This is a genomic window from Thermanaerothrix solaris (assembly GCF_032334255.1).
Lineage (GTDB): Bacteria > Chloroflexota > Anaerolineae > Anaerolineales > Anaerolineaceae > Thermanaerothrix > Thermanaerothrix solaris.
The window spans coordinates 528,807-542,970 of record NZ_JAUHMF010000002.1 but is presented as its reverse complement, the minus strand read 5'-3'; the positions used below and the strand labels follow the sequence as shown (position 1 = coordinate 542,970).

Sequence of the window (14,164 nt, the reverse complement as noted above, 5' to 3'; positions counted from 1 at the left end):
TTGGTCTTCACCTCGGCGGGATATTAAGCCCCTACGGGGCACCTGCTTTCTACGGTGAAGAAAATTTTCACTTGTTAATCACAGATCGCGACCGTAAATTCTCGCGCTCCTGTGCCTAACCTCACTCCTTAACCACCATAGATTGGGCCTGAATTGGATCCACCCGGATGCCGGGCCCCATGGTTGTCGTCACGGTGACGCGCTTAATGTAGGTCCCTTTGGCCGCAGCAGGCTTGGCTTTCTTGATGGCGTCCATTAACGCGGCCATGTTGGCGTAGAGTTTATCCACATCAAACGAGACCTTGCCAATCGGGACGTGAATGTTAGCGGTTTTATCCATGCGGAACTCCACACGCCCCGCTTTAGCCTCACGAATCACGCGCGGCAGGTCATCCGCTGGCACCACCGTACCGGCCTTCGGGTTCGGCATCAGGCCGCGCGGACCGAGCACGCGCCCCAGGCGCCCAACCTTGCTCATCATATCCGGGGTAGCAATGGCAACGTCAAAGTCGGTCCAGCCGTTCTGGATCTTGGTGATCCACTCATCACTATCTGCCACATAATCAGCACCGGCCTGTTGCGCAATGGCCGCCGCCTCACCTTGGGCAAAGACCAACACACGCACCGTCTTGCCCAGGCCATGGGGGAGCACCACCACATCGCGCACTTGCTGATCGGCCTGACGCGGATCCAGGCCCATGCGCAAGTGCACTTCTACCGTGCCATCAAAGTTGGTAATGGAGGTTTCCTTTGCCAGTTTCAGCGCCTCTTCCGGCGAATAAGCGCGACCGGCATCTACTTTTGCTTTTGCTGCTAGGTATTTCTTTCCGTGCTTTGCCATAGTCTCTCCTCGTGGTCCTGACGGGCGAACGCCCTCCCACCTAAGATTAGTCAACGACAACAATGCCCATATTGCGGGCTGTGCCTTCGATTTGGCGCATGGCGTCCTCGAGATCCACGGCATTCATGTCTTTCATTTTGATCTCGGCGATCTCGCGGATCTGGGCGCGGGTGACCTTGCCCACCTTTTGCCGATTGGGCGCCGGAGAGCCCTTCTCAATTCCGGCGGCTTTTTTCAGCAACACCGAGGCCGGCGGTGATTTGAGCACGAAGGTGAATGACCCATCGGTGTAGATGCTAATTTCCGCCGGAATGACCTCACCCGCACGATTCTGCGTGCGCGCGTTGTATTCCTTGCAGAACGCCATAATGTTGATCCCATGCCCGGCCAGGGCAGGGCCAACCGGCGGGGCTGGATTCGCCTTTCCCGCCACCAATTGCAACCGTACGACTGCTTTAAGTTTCTTCGCCACTGTTACCTACTCCTTTCGTGGTTTTAGCGGGTGTTTGAGGGATCACCCTCCCACTAAAAACGGGCTGGCGCCCGTTAATTATGCTTTCTCCACTTGCAAAAAGTCCAACTCCACCGGCGTTTCCCGTCCAAAGAAGTTGACCATCACGCGTACCTTGTTGCGCTCCTGGTCAATATCAGCCACCGTGCCACGGAAGTCATTGAACGGCCCATCAATGATGCGCACACGCTCGCCAACCTTGAAAGTGACTTTGACCCGTGGTGCCTCCGCCTCCATGCGCTTGAGAATTTGCGCCACTTCTTCCGGACGTAAGGGCGTAGGCTGGTTACCCATGCCCACAAAGCCGGTCACGCCGGGCGTATTGCGCACCACAAACCAGGACTCATCGTCCAGGATCATATTAACCAGGACATAACCCGGAAACACGTGGCGTTCCACCACGCGGCGCTTGCCATCCTTGACCTCGATTTCTTCTTGGGTGGGGACGATGACCTCAAAAATCTTGTCTTTCATCCCCATGGTTTCAATACGTTGCTCCAGGTTGTGGCGCACCTTGTTTTCGTACCCCGAGTAGCAATGGATGACATACCAGGCGCGCTCCTTGTTGGTCTGCTCCAGGGGCTCATACCCCTCCAACGTGGAAGCGCTACCGGTTTCCATCTTTGCCGCGGCGTCGGAAGCCACCGCAGGCGCACTTTCCTGCGCCTTACGTCGCGAAGTTTTTCGCTTCTTCTCGCTCGTTTCGCCTTCTGGCACCATCATCACCTACACTCTCACCCAATAACGCATCAACTCAGAATCAACCGAATTAACCACGAGAACAGGAAATCCAACAACCCCAAGGCCACACTCATGGCGAACATGGTTACCAACACAATCTTGGTCAACCGCCAGGCTTCCTCAGGCGTCGGCCAGGTCACCTTGCGGAGTTCACCCATTGTTTCACGCCACCAACGCACTATAGCATTTGGCTGCTTGGGCTTCTCGGCAGAGCGCGTCTTCTCCGCGGTCTTAGGCTTTTCCGCCCCTTTGGGTTTCTCAACCGGTTTTGCCTTTTCGACCGCCTTTGGCTTTTCCGCCACCGCAGCCTGGGGTTTGGTATTGGGCTTGGATTTCACCGTTTGTTTCGCCACACCATACTCCTTGTTTTCAGGGCAGACGCCGTCCCTTTACCGACGGCGTCCCCTTCCTTGAGGCAGGCCAGGCAGGACTCGAACCCACAACCTCCTGTTTTGGAGACAGGCGCTCTGCCAAATTGAGCTACTGGCCTGCATTGCGTTACATTATTATAACTCAAAAAATGAGTTATAACGCGCCTGAATCCTACTTCGTCTCGCGGTGCAAGGTATGCTTGCGACAGCGGGGACAGTATTTCTTGATTTCCAGGCGCCCGGGATCATTGCGGCGGTTCTTCTCAGTCGTGTAATTGCGTTCCTTACAATCGGTGCACGCCAGCGTGATCACCAGGCGAATATCTTTCTTTTTAGATGCCATACCTTCTCACCTCGTTCAGCCCCTACGGGCAAATCACAGACATTAATCCAGAATCTTGGTGATGACGCCGGCACCCACGGTCAAGCCACCTTCGCGGATCGCAAACTTCGACCCTTGCTCCAGCGCTACCGGCACGATCAACTCCACTTCCATGTTCACGTTGTCGCCCGGCATCACCATCTCTACCCCTTCCGGTAACTTGATCGTCCCCGTCACGTCCATCGTCCGAATGTAAAACTGCGGCCGATACCCACTGAAGAACGGCTTGTGCCGCCCTCCCTCTTCCTTCCGCAGCACGTACACTTCCGCCATGAACCGCTTGTGCGGCGTGATGCTCCCAGGCTTCGCTACCACCATCCCACGTTCCACATCCGTCCGCTCAATCCCGCGCAGCAACAACCCTACATTGTCGCCCGCAATCCCTTCATCCAGCGTCTTGTGGAACATCTCCACCCCCGTCACCACCGAACTCAAACTCCGATCCCGCAACCCAACAATCTCCACCGGGTCCCCTACTTTCACCCGTCCTCGCTCTATCCGCCCCGTTACCACCGTCCCGCGCCCTTTGATCGAGAACACATCCTCAATCGGCATCATGAACGGCTTGTCCACATCCCGCTGCGGCTCCGGGAAGTAACTGTCCATCGTGTCCAACAATTCTTTGATGCACGCATACTCCGGCGCATTCGGATCCTTCGACGGACTCTCCAACGCCTTCAACGCACTCCCTCGGATGATCGGCGTCTCATCCCCAGGATACCCATACTCCTTCAGCATCTCCCGCAACTCTAATTCCACTAACTCCAATAATTCCGGATCATCCATCTGGTCTATCTTGTTCAAAAATACAATGATATACGGCACTTCTACCTGCCGCGCCAGCAGCACATGCTCCCGCGTCTGCGGCATCGGCCCTTCCGGCGCCGCTACCACCAGGATCGCCCCATCTACCTGCGCCGCCCCCGTGATCATGTTCTTGATGTAGTCTCGGTGCCCAGGCATGTCCACATGCGCATAGTGCCGCTTCTCACTCTCATATTCGACATGCGCAATGTTGATCGTGATCCCGCGCGCTTTCTCCTCCGGCGCATTATCAATCTGATCGTACGCCTTGAACTCCGCGCGCCCTAATAGGTTACAATACTTCGTGATCGCCGCCGTCAGGGTCGTCTTCCCATGATCTATGTGACCCATCGTCCCTACATTCATGTGCGGCTTCGTCCGCTCAAACTTTTGCTTAGCCATGTCTTTTCTCCTTGACTCCTCTTTTTTAGTCTCAAAAGAAGGTTGCGGAGACTATCGGCAAAAAGAGCCCTCAATGGGACTTGAACCCATGACCCCGCCCTTACCAAGGGCGTGCTCTACCGTCTGAGCTATGAGGGCTTGCCGTTCTCCAGATGACCCGCCTTGCGCCGGTGCGCTTGCGAGCAGGTGGGCGGTGAAGGATTCGAACCTCCGAAGGCGTGACGCCAACTGATTTACAGTCAGTCCCCTTTGGCCACTTGGGTAACCGCCCACATAGGTGAGCCGTTGCCGGCTCGCAGGCAAGGTTAGCGTTACCAACCCCGCCTGCCAGCCCACAACTGAGCCGACGATGGGACTTGAACCCATAACCTACCACTTACAAGGCGGTTGCTCTGCCGGTTGAGCTACGTCGGCACCTTCTCATGAGTTGTTAAGTTTCAGTTCTAGCGGTTTTTATTATACCAAAGCCCTAGAACGATGACAAGATAGCCCTCTTGAGGCTTTTCATGATGCGGGCAGAGTTTATCAGAACACCCCTGAATCGTCAAGGCTTCGCGTTCGTTCACCATGGCTTTCTCAAGGTTGTGAATGTGAACGCAAGGGCTGGGCAAAGGAAGTGGTGGCATATAATATGCTGATGGTCGCCGGCTAAGAATCAAGGAGCAAGCGGGTGAGGGGACACAGCAGGAAAGTTTGTTATAATGAATGCCAAGTGGAGGACATATAGTCATCCGGCAAATTACAACGGATATAACAGAAAGGAGGGGGTCTCAGTTAAAACACAGGATTCTAATTACAACCTGGATGGGATGAATTATCAGCCTCATGGTTATGCAAAAAACATTCTCATCATGCAGGAGATAGCAATGAAGTACCCGGAGAAGAGCAAAATCCAAGATATCTGCAAAAATCGAAAAATTGAGGAATTGGTTCATTTTTCACAAATCGAAAACTTACACAGTATCATAACACGTGGTTTACTAACAAGGGACGAATTAAGAAAAAGGGGAATCGAGTATAAGTACAATGATAATCTCAGACTCGATAATCGCCTGAATACGGTTTCATTGAGTATCAGTTTTCCAAATTACAAAATGTTTTATAAATACCGAAATCAGAAAAAAGTGGATTGGGTGGTGGTCTCATTGAAGCCAGATATTTTGTGGGAACTTGATTGTGCATTTCTTCCTACAAATGCCGCTTCTTCTGAAGTAAAAAAAACGCCTATAGAACAGTATAAGAAACCAGAAGCCCTTGAATATTTGTTCAATGATTATTATGGAGATAAGAGGCGTTACCTTGAACTTCCATATAATTACACCACGAATCCTCAAGCAGAGATTTTGGTATTTGGTGACATTGCGCCTTCTTACATCAGAAAAGTATATTTCGAGAATGATGAAGTCCTGAATAATTGGCTTAGGCAATATGGAAATAGTTTTCAGATTGATTTTGATACTGATGATGAGTGCTTCGAAATTAAAATTGAGGATAACTGCTTTGAATTTAAAGTTTCTAATAAATATTTTAAACCAAGAGAGGATTATTCTTTGTGGACGAAAGAGTTAGATAAAATGATCCCGGCTATGGAAGAGCCTGAATTTGAAAATCCTTTTCAGTGGATATGGAAAAACCTGATTTTGAAATTCCTTTTTAGGAGAACCGATGGCAAAACGTCCTGTATTTATCCCCAACGAAAATAAACCGCCCTTTGTTATAGAGAAAGAGATTGAATTCGAATGGATTCCGGGTCAGGCATTATCTCAAGTGCAAAAATGCATCCAATCTTTCCATGCTGCTTTGCAAAAAGAAGGCATTGAGCCAGTATTGGAAATTTCATCAAAATCACCTTCTCCGTTAGGGGTCAGGTTAAGTGCATTTAACTTGAAACTCAAACCCCTAGGAAATCTTGAAATGTCCGTGGAGAGTGCCTTTCAGGGAAGTAAAGTCTTTGAAGGGGGAGGGCCATTTCAAGACCTTTATTTGGCTCCGAGTAAGGTCGCCAAAAAAGATCCACGCCTTTCGAGCAATGGGAAATTAATTGGGTTCAGGTTCTTGGAAGAAGACTTTCCAGCGGAACCCCTCACTGCTTTTTATGACTGGTTGTACCTCAATGCTTTGTACAAGAACCAGAGTCTTGCAAGAGAACTGCTTAATTACAAGGGATTTACTGATATTGCTTTTAATCCCAAAAAATCGTTAAATTGTCAAGCTCGATCTGCCGCACTGTACGTGGCTCTTTACAAAAACAAGGAAATTGAGAAAGTAATCCAAGATAAAGATTATTATCTTAAATTGATCAGTAATCAGGCGGAAATCCAATAAAAAAACAAACCGATAAAAACAATGAACAAGCCACACAACTAAATCTTCCTTTTCCAGAAAACGAGAATGCGAATATAGTCCATGACAATTAGCAATTTAGAACGTGTTGGTAAAGGGTTTCATGTCCTGCGCACCGGTCTGTGTCCATATACTATATAAGAAAAAGCAGTTAAAAACTTCCACAAGGAACACTGGTGGAGTGACCATGGCTTTCTCAAAGTTGTGAATGTCTGGAGACAAGCGAGGCGAAAGCCTGGTCGAGGTGTCCCTCAAACCAGCGACGAGCCCAGGCTGCGTTGTCAACACCGGCTCGCTTGATCAACGCCAGGACAACCTTATGGATGGTCGCCAGAATTCGGCCTGCAGCACCTTTCGTCATCCGAACAGCGTCTTCCCGAAAGGTCACACCCCGCCGATAATGTAAGCCGGTTTCAATCAGCCAGTGTCGTCGTCTGACTTGCATCACCCGGCTCGAATCCCATAAAGCCGTCACCGCCATCAGCCGCGAACTGCTGCTCCAAGCCAAAGAGATCGCCGAGGCGATGGGGTTCACCGTCCTGCACATGTATGTGGATAGCCTGTTCGTCCAGCGGCCAGAAACTCACCATCCCGACGATTTCGCACCCCTGCTGGCCGCCATTGAGCAGCAAACCGCCATCCCGGTAACGCTCGAGGGCGTCTATCGCTGGATCGCCTTCCCCCCGGCGCGTCAGCATCCGCGCCAGCCAGTGCCCAATCGCTACTTCGGCGTCTTTTCCGATGGTCGGATCAAGGCGCGCGGGATCGCCCTGCGCCGCCACGATACCCCGCCCTTCGTCGCCCAGGTCCAGGAAACCCTGATCCGCTACCTGGCGCAGGCCGAGCACCCCGCCCTCCAAGTCACGGCAGCCCGAGCCTGGGTTGATCAGCAACTCCATCGGTTGTGGCAGCACCGGGTGCCAGTGGACGACCTGCGCGTGGCGGTGAAACTGCAGCGGCTCCCTACCGATTATGTCCGCCCCAGCCCCGCGGCACAGGCAGCCCAACATCTGGCCGCCCGTGGCGTTACCGTCCACCCCGGTATGCGCCTCACCTTCTGGTTCACCCGTGGCGGCGTGAGTGTGACACCCCCACCCCCAGAAGACCTGGATCTGGAACCCTATGCGCGCTGGGTGCAGCGCGCTGCCGCTGAGGTTTTGGACGTGATGACCTCGATCGAAGCTTCCCCGTTCCCCTCGGCCTGAGGTTACCGATCTGGAGCACAAGCCGCGTGTAGATCCCCTATCCAGCGCGATCAACCTGCGCCTGGTGTTTCTGCCAAGGGTCGTGACCCGCACCGCGAAGTACCCCCTCTCAATCTCCTCAGCCTGCCATGTATAGACCACATCAAGCCAAATTCTGGGGGATGACCTTTGTGGCGCGGAAATGGCCGAAAAACCCAACGCCGAATGCCATTTCCGCTAATTACCCTCAATTCTCATAATCGCGGGTAATTACATCAACCGGTCTACTTTTTGCGGGTGGCTTCGGCCACGGGAATGCGGGATTTATAACTTTGACCCAATCCACAAGGACTTATCGCCGTTTGTTCAGCGCCCCCGGCGGGGCTCGAACCCGCAACCTCTGGATTCGAAGAATACAGGTCAGACTAACAAGTGATAAGCGTGCTCATTTTTCACCTAAAATACGTTCCCCATCAATCCACAAGGTCGGCTGAGGTAGTACAAAATCCTCATGCAGATCCGACTCAACCATGCCCCCCATATGCGCGTTATCTCCAACTGCGATATGCACTGTGCCTTTGATCTTCTCGGCTTCTAGGACATTATCCGGTCGTTTGGCGTTGGGGTTAGTGCCAATCCCCAATTCTGCGCAGTTGCGACGGTGAGATAGATGTGCATTTGAAAAGTTGAACAATTCGCGAAAAGAAGCCCCCACATCACCTCCCCCCTCCACCGAAATCACATAACCGGCATGAAATGTTAGCCTCATATTCTCTTTCAGGCCCGGATACCAGCCAGCCGGAACTACCAACACACCCTCAGCGGTGCCCTCTACCGGAGCAATATAGGCCTCACCTCCCGGTAGATTACCGAATGCGCCTGGTTCAAGAAGTAGGCCGGTATCTCCTTTTCCATTCCGTCCCTCAATACTAAAAGATAAATCTGTTCCATATGGCGTTGTAATGCGAACGCTGTGCCCCCTGGTTAGCATTTCGGCCAAGGCGAGTGATTCCTCTTGGATTTGAACATAATCGGCTGCCATCGGCCCATTAGGAGCAAACATTGCGGCGTCCACCCCCGGCATACTGGCGATCCGTGCCCCATTTTGACACGCATTTTCCCTTGCCCGGGTATGGGAAAGCGAATGTGTGGTCATCAATACCAACACATCATAGTTTAGGAATCGCTGAGCAGTTTCTTCGTCTGGCTCCCGTCCGCTCTGACCGGTTTGTTCGAAACAAATCAAATCTACGACCAGCGCCGGAAATGCCTTGCGCATCATCTGACAAATGGCACGGGTCATTCGTGCACGGTTAAGCATATCCTCCAGAACTTCCTCGGGCAACCTCTCCCAATCGCCTGGCGCAGGCACATCGGTGACAAATGCAATGCGTTCACCCTCGCGGACGCCCAAATTGACGTTGAGCATATTGATTGCAGCCTGACGGAGATGCTCAAACTCTTTCATGGCTCAATCCCTAATTCAGAGATGCGTTGTTCTAACGGCTTATAGGCAATGTCAAAACCAAAGTGCTTTGGCCCAAACAATTCTAAACCGCGCGGTGTACGCCATGGTTCGGGTGCCGGCAACCCTATCACCGAAACTCGCATCCCCTCATAGAAATACGGATTCAGGTTGGGCTCGAGTGTCTCATCGTTGAACAAACAGATCAAATCTGGCACAGTTACGTCAACCTTTCCATCCCGCCAGGAAATGATGTGTTCATTCTTAAACCAAATATGATATTGGCTGTCTTTGTATTGTCCTTCCCCTTGAAGATAGACATCACCAACCGTGAAACCCTCAATGGTATCGTAATGATGCTTTATGACCCTGCCCTTGAAAAGGACGAATCCACCACCCGCCGCGGCAACATACTCGGAGACCGGTTCTCCTTTTTCCTTCGCTTCGCGATATGCTTTTCCAATCTTCCACGCCTGGCTGATCGCACCGCGAATCACCGCGTGGCGTAATACCTTAGCCTGTGCAGGATGATCGGCCACGCCAATGCGGTTTTTGCTGACCACGGCCATTGCACGCACCATGGCCTCAGCGCGCAAATCATTCACCACCTTGGGTAAAATCGCCACATCACCAAACTGATTGGCACACGCCAGGGGATAAATGGGCAAATTGTAGATACAATAGGTTGAATGCTGCAACTCCGGCACAGACCTGCCAGCAGGATCCGCATCAATGATATAGCGATCCAGCAGCGCAGCCACATAGAAGGCCTCGGCAGTATTGCCACCCCCTAATTCCGTTGAAATGACCCCGTAAAACTCTTGGCCGAAATAATCTTCCAGGGCGCGGTAAGCCAGGTATGGTTCGGGCTCACTCAATCTTGGCAGATCAGCATATTGAGCCTCCAGTTCCGGTGTGCTGGGAGAGACGCTTCCACACATATAAGGTGTGGCGATCCAGGCATCATCGGGCACTTCGCTAAAATCCACCAACCGAAATCGCTTACCTTTGCTGAGAGCATCCTCAATCAACTCCAAGCCTTTCTGTAAAGACCCGCCCCCGCCGGTGCCGAGAATGGTGCATCCGTAGAGAATATCATATAAGTCCTGTCGAGAGAGTGTCTTCATGGGTGATAAGCCTCCTCAAATATTGTGATTTCTAACGGCCAATGAGTGGTTCGGCCAGTGGTTTCAATTCGGGATGAATAACAATCCCTTTATCCAGGATTTGCACCCCATCCAACCACACCGAAGAGTTCAGGCAGATTCCATCGCAATGAGACTTGGCTTGTATGCCATCCGGTGGAGCGTCCACCGGGCTCAAATAGCCCAACCCCCATTCGGTGCAACCCCAAATCCGTTCGTCTTCTAAGATATTTCCGCTCAGCCGAGCACCGGGATTGAATCCATAACAGCCGTGTGCCAAACGGAACATGTTGGGATCGTCAAAACTTTCTAACCAGCGGCGAAATTCTTCGGCCTGTGCCCCACCACTAATTTTGATGACTCGGCCTTTTTCCACTTCCAGCACCACTGGCTCCTTTAAGAGTCCACACGGCGGAGAAATGGTGCCATCGAAAACCAGTTTCCCGTTGATGGACTCAAAATCAGGAGTGAACGAAATCTGACCGCCTAAGAAATGCATCCCGGGGGTATCACACAAACCATCATCGCAACTGACTTTGCGTTCCTTGGGCAGTAATTTGAACCATAAATCATTTCCGGCTGGTGTAGTTATGCGCATTTCACGGGCATTTTGAGTCATCTCGGTAACCCGATGCATAAAGCGCGACAGGGCAACCGCATCCACACGCCCGATCAATCTCACCATCATATCCACCGTCATCTCGACAAGGCACATGTAGCGCAAGCGTGAGTTATGCGCCATCGCACGTTCAAAAGGCGTGGAATATAAGAGCCACTGCTTGTTGAATTCTACCCATGCATCTGCTTGAGCAAGTGCCGCAGTAAGCGGTTCAATGGGTAACATGGGGTCAGCTGCCTTGCCCACTCCCAGCGGCGAAGCCAGCACAATCACCATGGGGATCGCCCCAACGGTGTGAGCTGCGGCGGCCACAGCATCCACAACCCGCATATCGCTTTGCGTATCGGCCGTAATCACAAGAGTTTCACCAGGCTTGAGGCGAAACATTTCTGCCACCAGAATATGTGCAGCACGTGCCAATTCATATTGAAAAAATTCGGTCATCGGGTCTCCTCCATGAATAAGTCTTGATCACTGGCTCAGGATTTTTTGATTTTCTTCCAGTAGATAGCAGGCCGCAACATGGCGCTCACCAACCACCAGCGCCCGTGGCTCCGCGGTGCTACAAATTGGCATCCGGTACGGGCAACGAGTATGAAACCGGCAGCCCGTTGGTGGATCAATTGCGCTCGGCACGTTTCCTTCCAGCGTTTGCAACTCGCTCAAGTCATTCATTTCCAGGGTTGGAATGGCATTGAACAAAGCCTGGGTGTAGGGATGGCGTGGATGATTGAACACCTCACTGGCCGGGCCCTGCTCGACAATTTTGCCCAGATACATGACCACAATCCGGTCGGACATGTAATGGACGACACTGAGATCATGTGAAACAAGGACGTAAGTTAGGCCCAAGCGCTGCTTTAATTGCATCAGCAAATCCAGAATTTGAGCCTGGGAAAGGATGTCTATTGAAGAGGTGGGTTCATCGAGAACGACCAGTTTGGGTTGTAAAGCCAGTGCACGAGCTATGGCAATCCTCTGGCGCTGCCCCCCTGAAAATTCATGCGGGTACTTATAAAGCGAATCACGAGGTAACCCTACCATCTCTAATAAATCTTTGACTTGCTCTGTAAGTTCGAGCATTGAAATGCGACGATGTACCGTCAAAGGTTCACCGACCACATCCCGCACCAGCATGCGCGGATTAAGCGACCAAAACGGATCCTGGAAAACAATTTGAATGTCCTTACGAATGGTGTCTCGAAGCTCTTTCTGGGAGAGATGGGTAATATCTATACCATCAAAAATAATGCGCCCTTCCGTGGGTTCTTCAAGGCGAAGCAATAAATTTACCAACGTCGTCTTACCACATCCCGACTCGCCTACAAGGCCGACCACTTCGCCCTTTTGGATTTCCAAATCCACCCCATCCACCGCCCGTACCCATTTTTTCGGACCCCAAAAAGCATCCGATCGCACGGGGAAATATTTCTTAAGACCCTCAATTTTGACCAATGGCTCGCTCATTGCCTAATCCCTCTTCACTAAGAAACACGCAGCCCTGTGTTGCTGATCTTCCACCGGTTCAAGCATTGGCTCTCCCTGCATGCATTGCTCCACTCCTATCGGACACCGTGAGTAAAACGGACAACCTTGCGGGGCTTCGGGCTTAATCTTGATATTGGCAAATCTTAACTTTTCTGATTTATCCCGCGGAATAGCCGATATCAATGTTTGGGTATAGGGGTGTTGGGGTTGACGGGTAACCAACGCACTTGGGCCTTCTTCTACGAGTTTGCCGCGATAAAGAATGCCCACATTTTTACAAAAAACATTGACCAAACTGACATTATTAGCAATGAACAGAACGCTGATTCGTAAACTCTTTTGTAATTCATCAATCAATTTCAAAATTCCGGCCTGGATGGTCACATCCAAGTTTCGGGTTGGCTCATCGGCAATAAGGAATTCCGCACCACAGGACAAAGCAATTGCAATAATGACTCGTTGGCGCTGACCTCCGCTCAATTCATGGGGGTATTTTCTGAGCACGTTCTTTGCATCGGGTAGTTTGACCATGTCCAGCAGTTCTACTGCGCGGCGGGTTCGGGCCGCCCCCTTCAGCCCTTGATGCTGTTCAATGACCCGTTCGATTTGCTGACCAATGGTAAACACCGGATTGAGGGTAGACATTGGATCTTGAAAAATCATGGCCAGACGCTTACCACGATACGCAGATGCCAGTTCCTGCTCGGATTTCTTGAGCAAATCGTCACCATCAAACCAAATTTCACCGCTGTGAATAATGCCAGCCGGTTTGGGCAACAAGCCCAGTATGGTCAACGCCAGTACCGTCTTACCGGCGCCGCTTTCTCCCACTAAACCATACGTTTCTCCACGCTCGATAGCCAAGTGCTCAATCTTGAGCACAGGGTGTATGCCCTCAAACGTTCTAAAACTTACGGCAAGGTTTCTGATTTCAAAATAGGCTGTCATGACACACCACCTAGAACTTGCGCGTGCGAGGATCAAGTACCTCACGAATACCATCGCCGATCAGGTTAAAAACCAGCACTGTAATAAATATGGCGATGCCGGGAAAAGTGCTGTACCACCAGGCATTGAGAAAATAAGTGCGGCTGGTTGAGATCAATAACCCCCACTCCGGGGTAGGCGGTTGCGCCCCTAACCCCAAAAAACTCAAAGCCGCAATGGTGAGGATGACCCCACCAATATCCATCGAGGCCTGAACAATCACCGGAGCCAGTGTGTTGGGAAGAATATGCCGAAAGATAATGCGTGACATAGGGGTGCCAATCGCCAAGGCCGCCCGCACAAACTGTCGTTCGCGAATGGAAACGGCTTGCCCGCGAATTATTCGCGTATACCATGGCCACCATGAAATGGCGATAGCCAACATAGCATTGCTCAAACTGGGTCCTAAAAAGGCGGCAATGGCTATCGCCAGCAAGAGCGGGGGAAAAGAAAGGAAGATATCCGTAATCCGCATGATAATTTCATCGGCCCAGCCACCCAAACCACCTGCTATCGCTCCCAATGGAACGCCGATCAATAAGGCTAACCCAACGGCAATGAGTGCTGTTTGAAGGGAAATGCGGGTGCCAAAGATGATACGCGAAAACAAATCTCGCCCCAATTCATCTGTTCCCATAATGTAACGGCTAGAAGGGGGTAATAATTTATCCTGAGGATTGGTTTCACTGATGGCATGTGAGGGGTAAGGGGCAATCCATGGTGCAAAAATCGCCACCAGCACTAACAAAGCAATAATGATCAACGAGATGCGCTGCAAGACATTGCGGTTAAGGAGATAAAACGACAGTTTTAATTCCCGCCAAGTGGGTTGAAGTGATTTATAGGTATCCACAAACCAGTTAACCATGCCTCCGCCTCCC

General features: G+C 51.4%; 17 protein-coding genes, 4 tRNA genes and 1 other annotated feature (1 of these 22 running past the window's edge). Of the genes, 3 read left to right on the top strand and 18 right to left on the bottom strand.

Annotation, left to right across the window (positions count from 1 at the left end; genetic code table 11):
- Positions 1–73: a sequence feature (ribosomal protein L10 leader region), on the bottom strand (it extends 78 nt beyond the left edge of the window).
- 48 nt (positions 74–121) lie between these two features.
- From rplA to QYE77_RS10635, 11 genes are all read right to left on the bottom strand, one after another.
- Positions 122–841 (bottom strand): 50S ribosomal protein L1, encoded by a 720-nt coding sequence (gene rplA, locus QYE77_RS10685; protein WP_315625391.1) that lies wholly within the window; start codon positions 839–841, stop codon positions 122–124.
- A gap of 46 nt (positions 842–887) precedes the next feature.
- On the bottom strand, positions 888–1,313 hold the full coding sequence (gene rplK, locus QYE77_RS10680; RefSeq protein ID WP_315625390.1) for a 50S ribosomal protein L11: 426 nt from the start codon (positions 1,311–1,313) through the stop codon (positions 888–890).
- Between the two features lie 78 nt (positions 1,314–1,391).
- Positions 1,392–1,973 (bottom strand): transcription termination/antitermination protein NusG, encoded by a 582-nt coding sequence (gene nusG / locus QYE77_RS10675; RefSeq protein ID WP_399390587.1) that lies wholly within the window; start codon positions 1,971–1,973, stop codon positions 1,392–1,394.
- A gap of 128 nt (positions 1,974–2,101) precedes the next feature.
- Positions 2,102–2,446 carry a preprotein translocase subunit SecE gene (gene secE, locus QYE77_RS10670; protein WP_315625388.1) on the bottom strand — a complete coding sequence of 115 codons (345 nt, stop codon included), beginning with the start codon at positions 2,444–2,446 and terminating at the stop codon, positions 2,102–2,104.
- Between the two features lie 63 nt (positions 2,447–2,509).
- Positions 2,510–2,583, bottom strand: a tRNA-Trp gene (locus QYE77_RS10665).
- Positions 2,584–2,636: 53 nt separating this feature from the next.
- Entirely contained in the window at positions 2,637–2,807 is a 171-nt protein-coding gene (gene rpmG / locus QYE77_RS10660; RefSeq protein WP_054520124.1) for a 50S ribosomal protein L33, read from the bottom strand.
- A gap of 42 nt (positions 2,808–2,849) precedes the next feature.
- Positions 2,850–4,052, bottom strand: coding sequence for an elongation factor Tu (tuf, locus tag QYE77_RS10655; protein WP_315624386.1), 1,203 nt, complete (start codon positions 4,050–4,052; stop codon positions 2,850–2,852).
- Between the two features lie 65 nt (positions 4,053–4,117).
- Positions 4,118–4,190: transfer RNA gene (locus QYE77_RS10650), tRNA-Thr, on the bottom strand.
- A gap of 49 nt (positions 4,191–4,239) precedes the next feature.
- Positions 4,240–4,323, bottom strand: a tRNA-Tyr gene (locus QYE77_RS10645).
- A gap of 70 nt (positions 4,324–4,393) precedes the next feature.
- Positions 4,394–4,466 (bottom strand) — tRNA-Thr (locus QYE77_RS10640).
- A gap of 29 nt (positions 4,467–4,495) precedes the next feature.
- The gene (locus tag QYE77_RS10635) at positions 4,496–4,621 is read right to left on the bottom strand and encodes a hypothetical protein (protein ID WP_315625387.1); all 126 of its coding nucleotides are present in this window, start codon (positions 4,619–4,621) and stop codon (positions 4,496–4,498) included.
- Positions 4,622–4,753: 132 nt separating this feature from the next.
- Between QYE77_RS10635 and QYE77_RS10630 the strand changes: the two genes are divergently transcribed.
- Positions 4,754–5,755, top strand: coding sequence for a DarT ssDNA thymidine ADP-ribosyltransferase family protein (locus QYE77_RS10630; protein ID WP_315625386.1), 1,002 nt, complete (start codon positions 4,754–4,756; stop codon positions 5,753–5,755).
- Positions 5,718–6,377: a DarT1-associated NADAR antitoxin family protein gene (locus QYE77_RS10625; protein WP_315625385.1), complete on the top strand. Its 660-nt coding sequence runs from the start codon at positions 5,718–5,720 to the stop codon at positions 6,375–6,377. The genes QYE77_RS10630 and QYE77_RS10625 overlap by 38 nt, the downstream gene beginning before the upstream one ends.
- Before the next feature lie 214 nt (positions 6,378–6,591).
- On the opposite strand, the gene QYE77_RS10620 is transcribed toward QYE77_RS10625, so the two are convergent.
- Positions 6,592–6,930, bottom strand: coding sequence for a hypothetical protein (locus QYE77_RS10620; protein WP_315625384.1), 339 nt, complete (start codon positions 6,928–6,930; stop codon positions 6,592–6,594).
- Between QYE77_RS10620 and QYE77_RS10615 the strand changes: the two genes are divergently transcribed.
- Positions 6,920–7,600: a DNA polymerase domain-containing protein gene (locus QYE77_RS10615; RefSeq protein WP_315625383.1), complete on the top strand. Its 681-nt coding sequence runs from the start codon at positions 6,920–6,922 to the stop codon at positions 7,598–7,600. The two genes, QYE77_RS10620 and QYE77_RS10615, sit on opposite strands and share 11 nt — an antisense overlap.
- 424 nt (positions 7,601–8,024) lie before the next feature.
- Here the strand turns inward: QYE77_RS10615 and QYE77_RS10610 are convergent, their stop codons facing one another.
- Genes QYE77_RS10610 through nikC form a run of 6 tightly spaced genes read right to left on the bottom strand, consistent with a single transcriptional unit; the run spans position 8,025 to position 14,151 of the window.
- On the bottom strand, positions 8,025–9,047 hold the full coding sequence (locus QYE77_RS10610; protein WP_315625382.1) for an aminopeptidase: 1,023 nt from the start codon (positions 9,045–9,047) through the stop codon (positions 8,025–8,027).
- On the bottom strand, positions 9,044–10,171 hold the full coding sequence (locus QYE77_RS10605; RefSeq protein WP_315625381.1) for a DUF917 domain-containing protein: 1,128 nt from the start codon (positions 10,169–10,171) through the stop codon (positions 9,044–9,046). The genes QYE77_RS10610 and QYE77_RS10605 overlap by 4 nt, the downstream gene beginning before the upstream one ends.
- Positions 10,172–10,202: 31 nt before the next feature.
- Positions 10,203–11,252: a M29 family metallopeptidase gene (locus tag QYE77_RS10600; protein ID WP_315625380.1), complete on the bottom strand. Its 1,050-nt coding sequence runs from the start codon at positions 11,250–11,252 to the stop codon at positions 10,203–10,205.
- A gap of 27 nt (positions 11,253–11,279) precedes the next feature.
- Positions 11,280–12,275: an ABC transporter ATP-binding protein gene (locus QYE77_RS10595; RefSeq protein ID WP_315625379.1), complete on the bottom strand. Its 996-nt coding sequence runs from the start codon at positions 12,273–12,275 to the stop codon at positions 11,280–11,282.
- A 3-nt stretch (positions 12,276–12,278) separates the two neighbouring features.
- On the bottom strand, positions 12,279–13,244 hold the full coding sequence (locus tag QYE77_RS10590) for an ABC transporter ATP-binding protein (RefSeq protein WP_315625378.1): 966 nt from the start codon (positions 13,242–13,244) through the stop codon (positions 12,279–12,281).
- A 10-nt stretch (positions 13,245–13,254) separates the two neighbouring features.
- The gene (nikC, locus tag QYE77_RS10585; protein ID WP_315625377.1) at positions 13,255–14,151 is read right to left on the bottom strand and encodes a nickel transporter permease; all 897 of its coding nucleotides are present in this window, start codon (positions 14,149–14,151) and stop codon (positions 13,255–13,257) included.
- Positions 14,152–14,164 lie beyond the last annotated feature (13 nt).

Excerpts from the sequence above, each read along its gene's own strand:
- rplA (WP_315625391.1), bottom strand. The coding sequence starts at position 841 with ATGGCAAAGCACGGAAAGAAATACCTAGCAGCAAAAGCAAAAGTAGAT.
- nusG (WP_399390587.1), bottom strand. The coding sequence starts at position 1,973 with ATGGAAACCGGTAGCGCTTCCACGTTGGAGGGGTATGAGCCCCTGGAG.
- rpmG (WP_054520124.1), bottom strand. The coding sequence starts at position 2,807 with ATGGCATCTAAAAAGAAAGATATTCGCCTGGTGATCACGCTGGCGTGC.
- tuf (WP_315624386.1), bottom strand. The coding sequence starts at position 4,052 with ATGGCTAAGCAAAAGTTTGAGCGGACGAAGCCGCACATGAATGTAGGG.
- QYE77_RS10635 (WP_315625387.1), bottom strand. The coding sequence starts at position 4,621 with ATGGTGAACGAACGCGAAGCCTTGACGATTCAGGGGTGTTCTGATAAA.
- QYE77_RS10630 (WP_315625386.1), top strand. The coding sequence starts at position 4,754 with ATGAATGCCAAGTGGAGGACATATAGTCATCCGGCAAATTACAACGGA.
- QYE77_RS10625 (WP_315625385.1), top strand. The coding sequence starts at position 5,718 with ATGGCAAAACGTCCTGTATTTATCCCCAACGAAAATAAACCGCCCTTT.
- QYE77_RS10615 (WP_315625383.1), top strand. The coding sequence starts at position 6,920 with ATGGGGTTCACCGTCCTGCACATGTATGTGGATAGCCTGTTCGTCCAG.
- QYE77_RS10610 (WP_315625382.1), bottom strand. The coding sequence starts at position 9,047 with ATGAAAGAGTTTGAGCATCTCCGTCAGGCTGCAATCAATATGCTCAAC.
- QYE77_RS10605 (WP_315625381.1), bottom strand. The coding sequence starts at position 10,171 with ATGAAGACACTCTCTCGACAGGACTTATATGATATTCTCTACGGATGC.
- QYE77_RS10600 (WP_315625380.1), bottom strand. The coding sequence starts at position 11,252 with ATGACCGAATTTTTTCAATATGAATTGGCACGTGCTGCACATATTCTG.
- QYE77_RS10595 (WP_315625379.1), bottom strand. The coding sequence starts at position 12,275 with ATGAGCGAGCCATTGGTCAAAATTGAGGGTCTTAAGAAATATTTCCCC.
- QYE77_RS10590 (WP_315625378.1), bottom strand. The coding sequence starts at position 13,244 with ATGACAGCCTATTTTGAAATCAGAAACCTTGCCGTAAGTTTTAGAACG.
- nikC (WP_315625377.1), bottom strand. The coding sequence starts at position 14,151 with ATGGTTAACTGGTTTGTGGATACCTATAAATCACTTCAACCCACTTGG.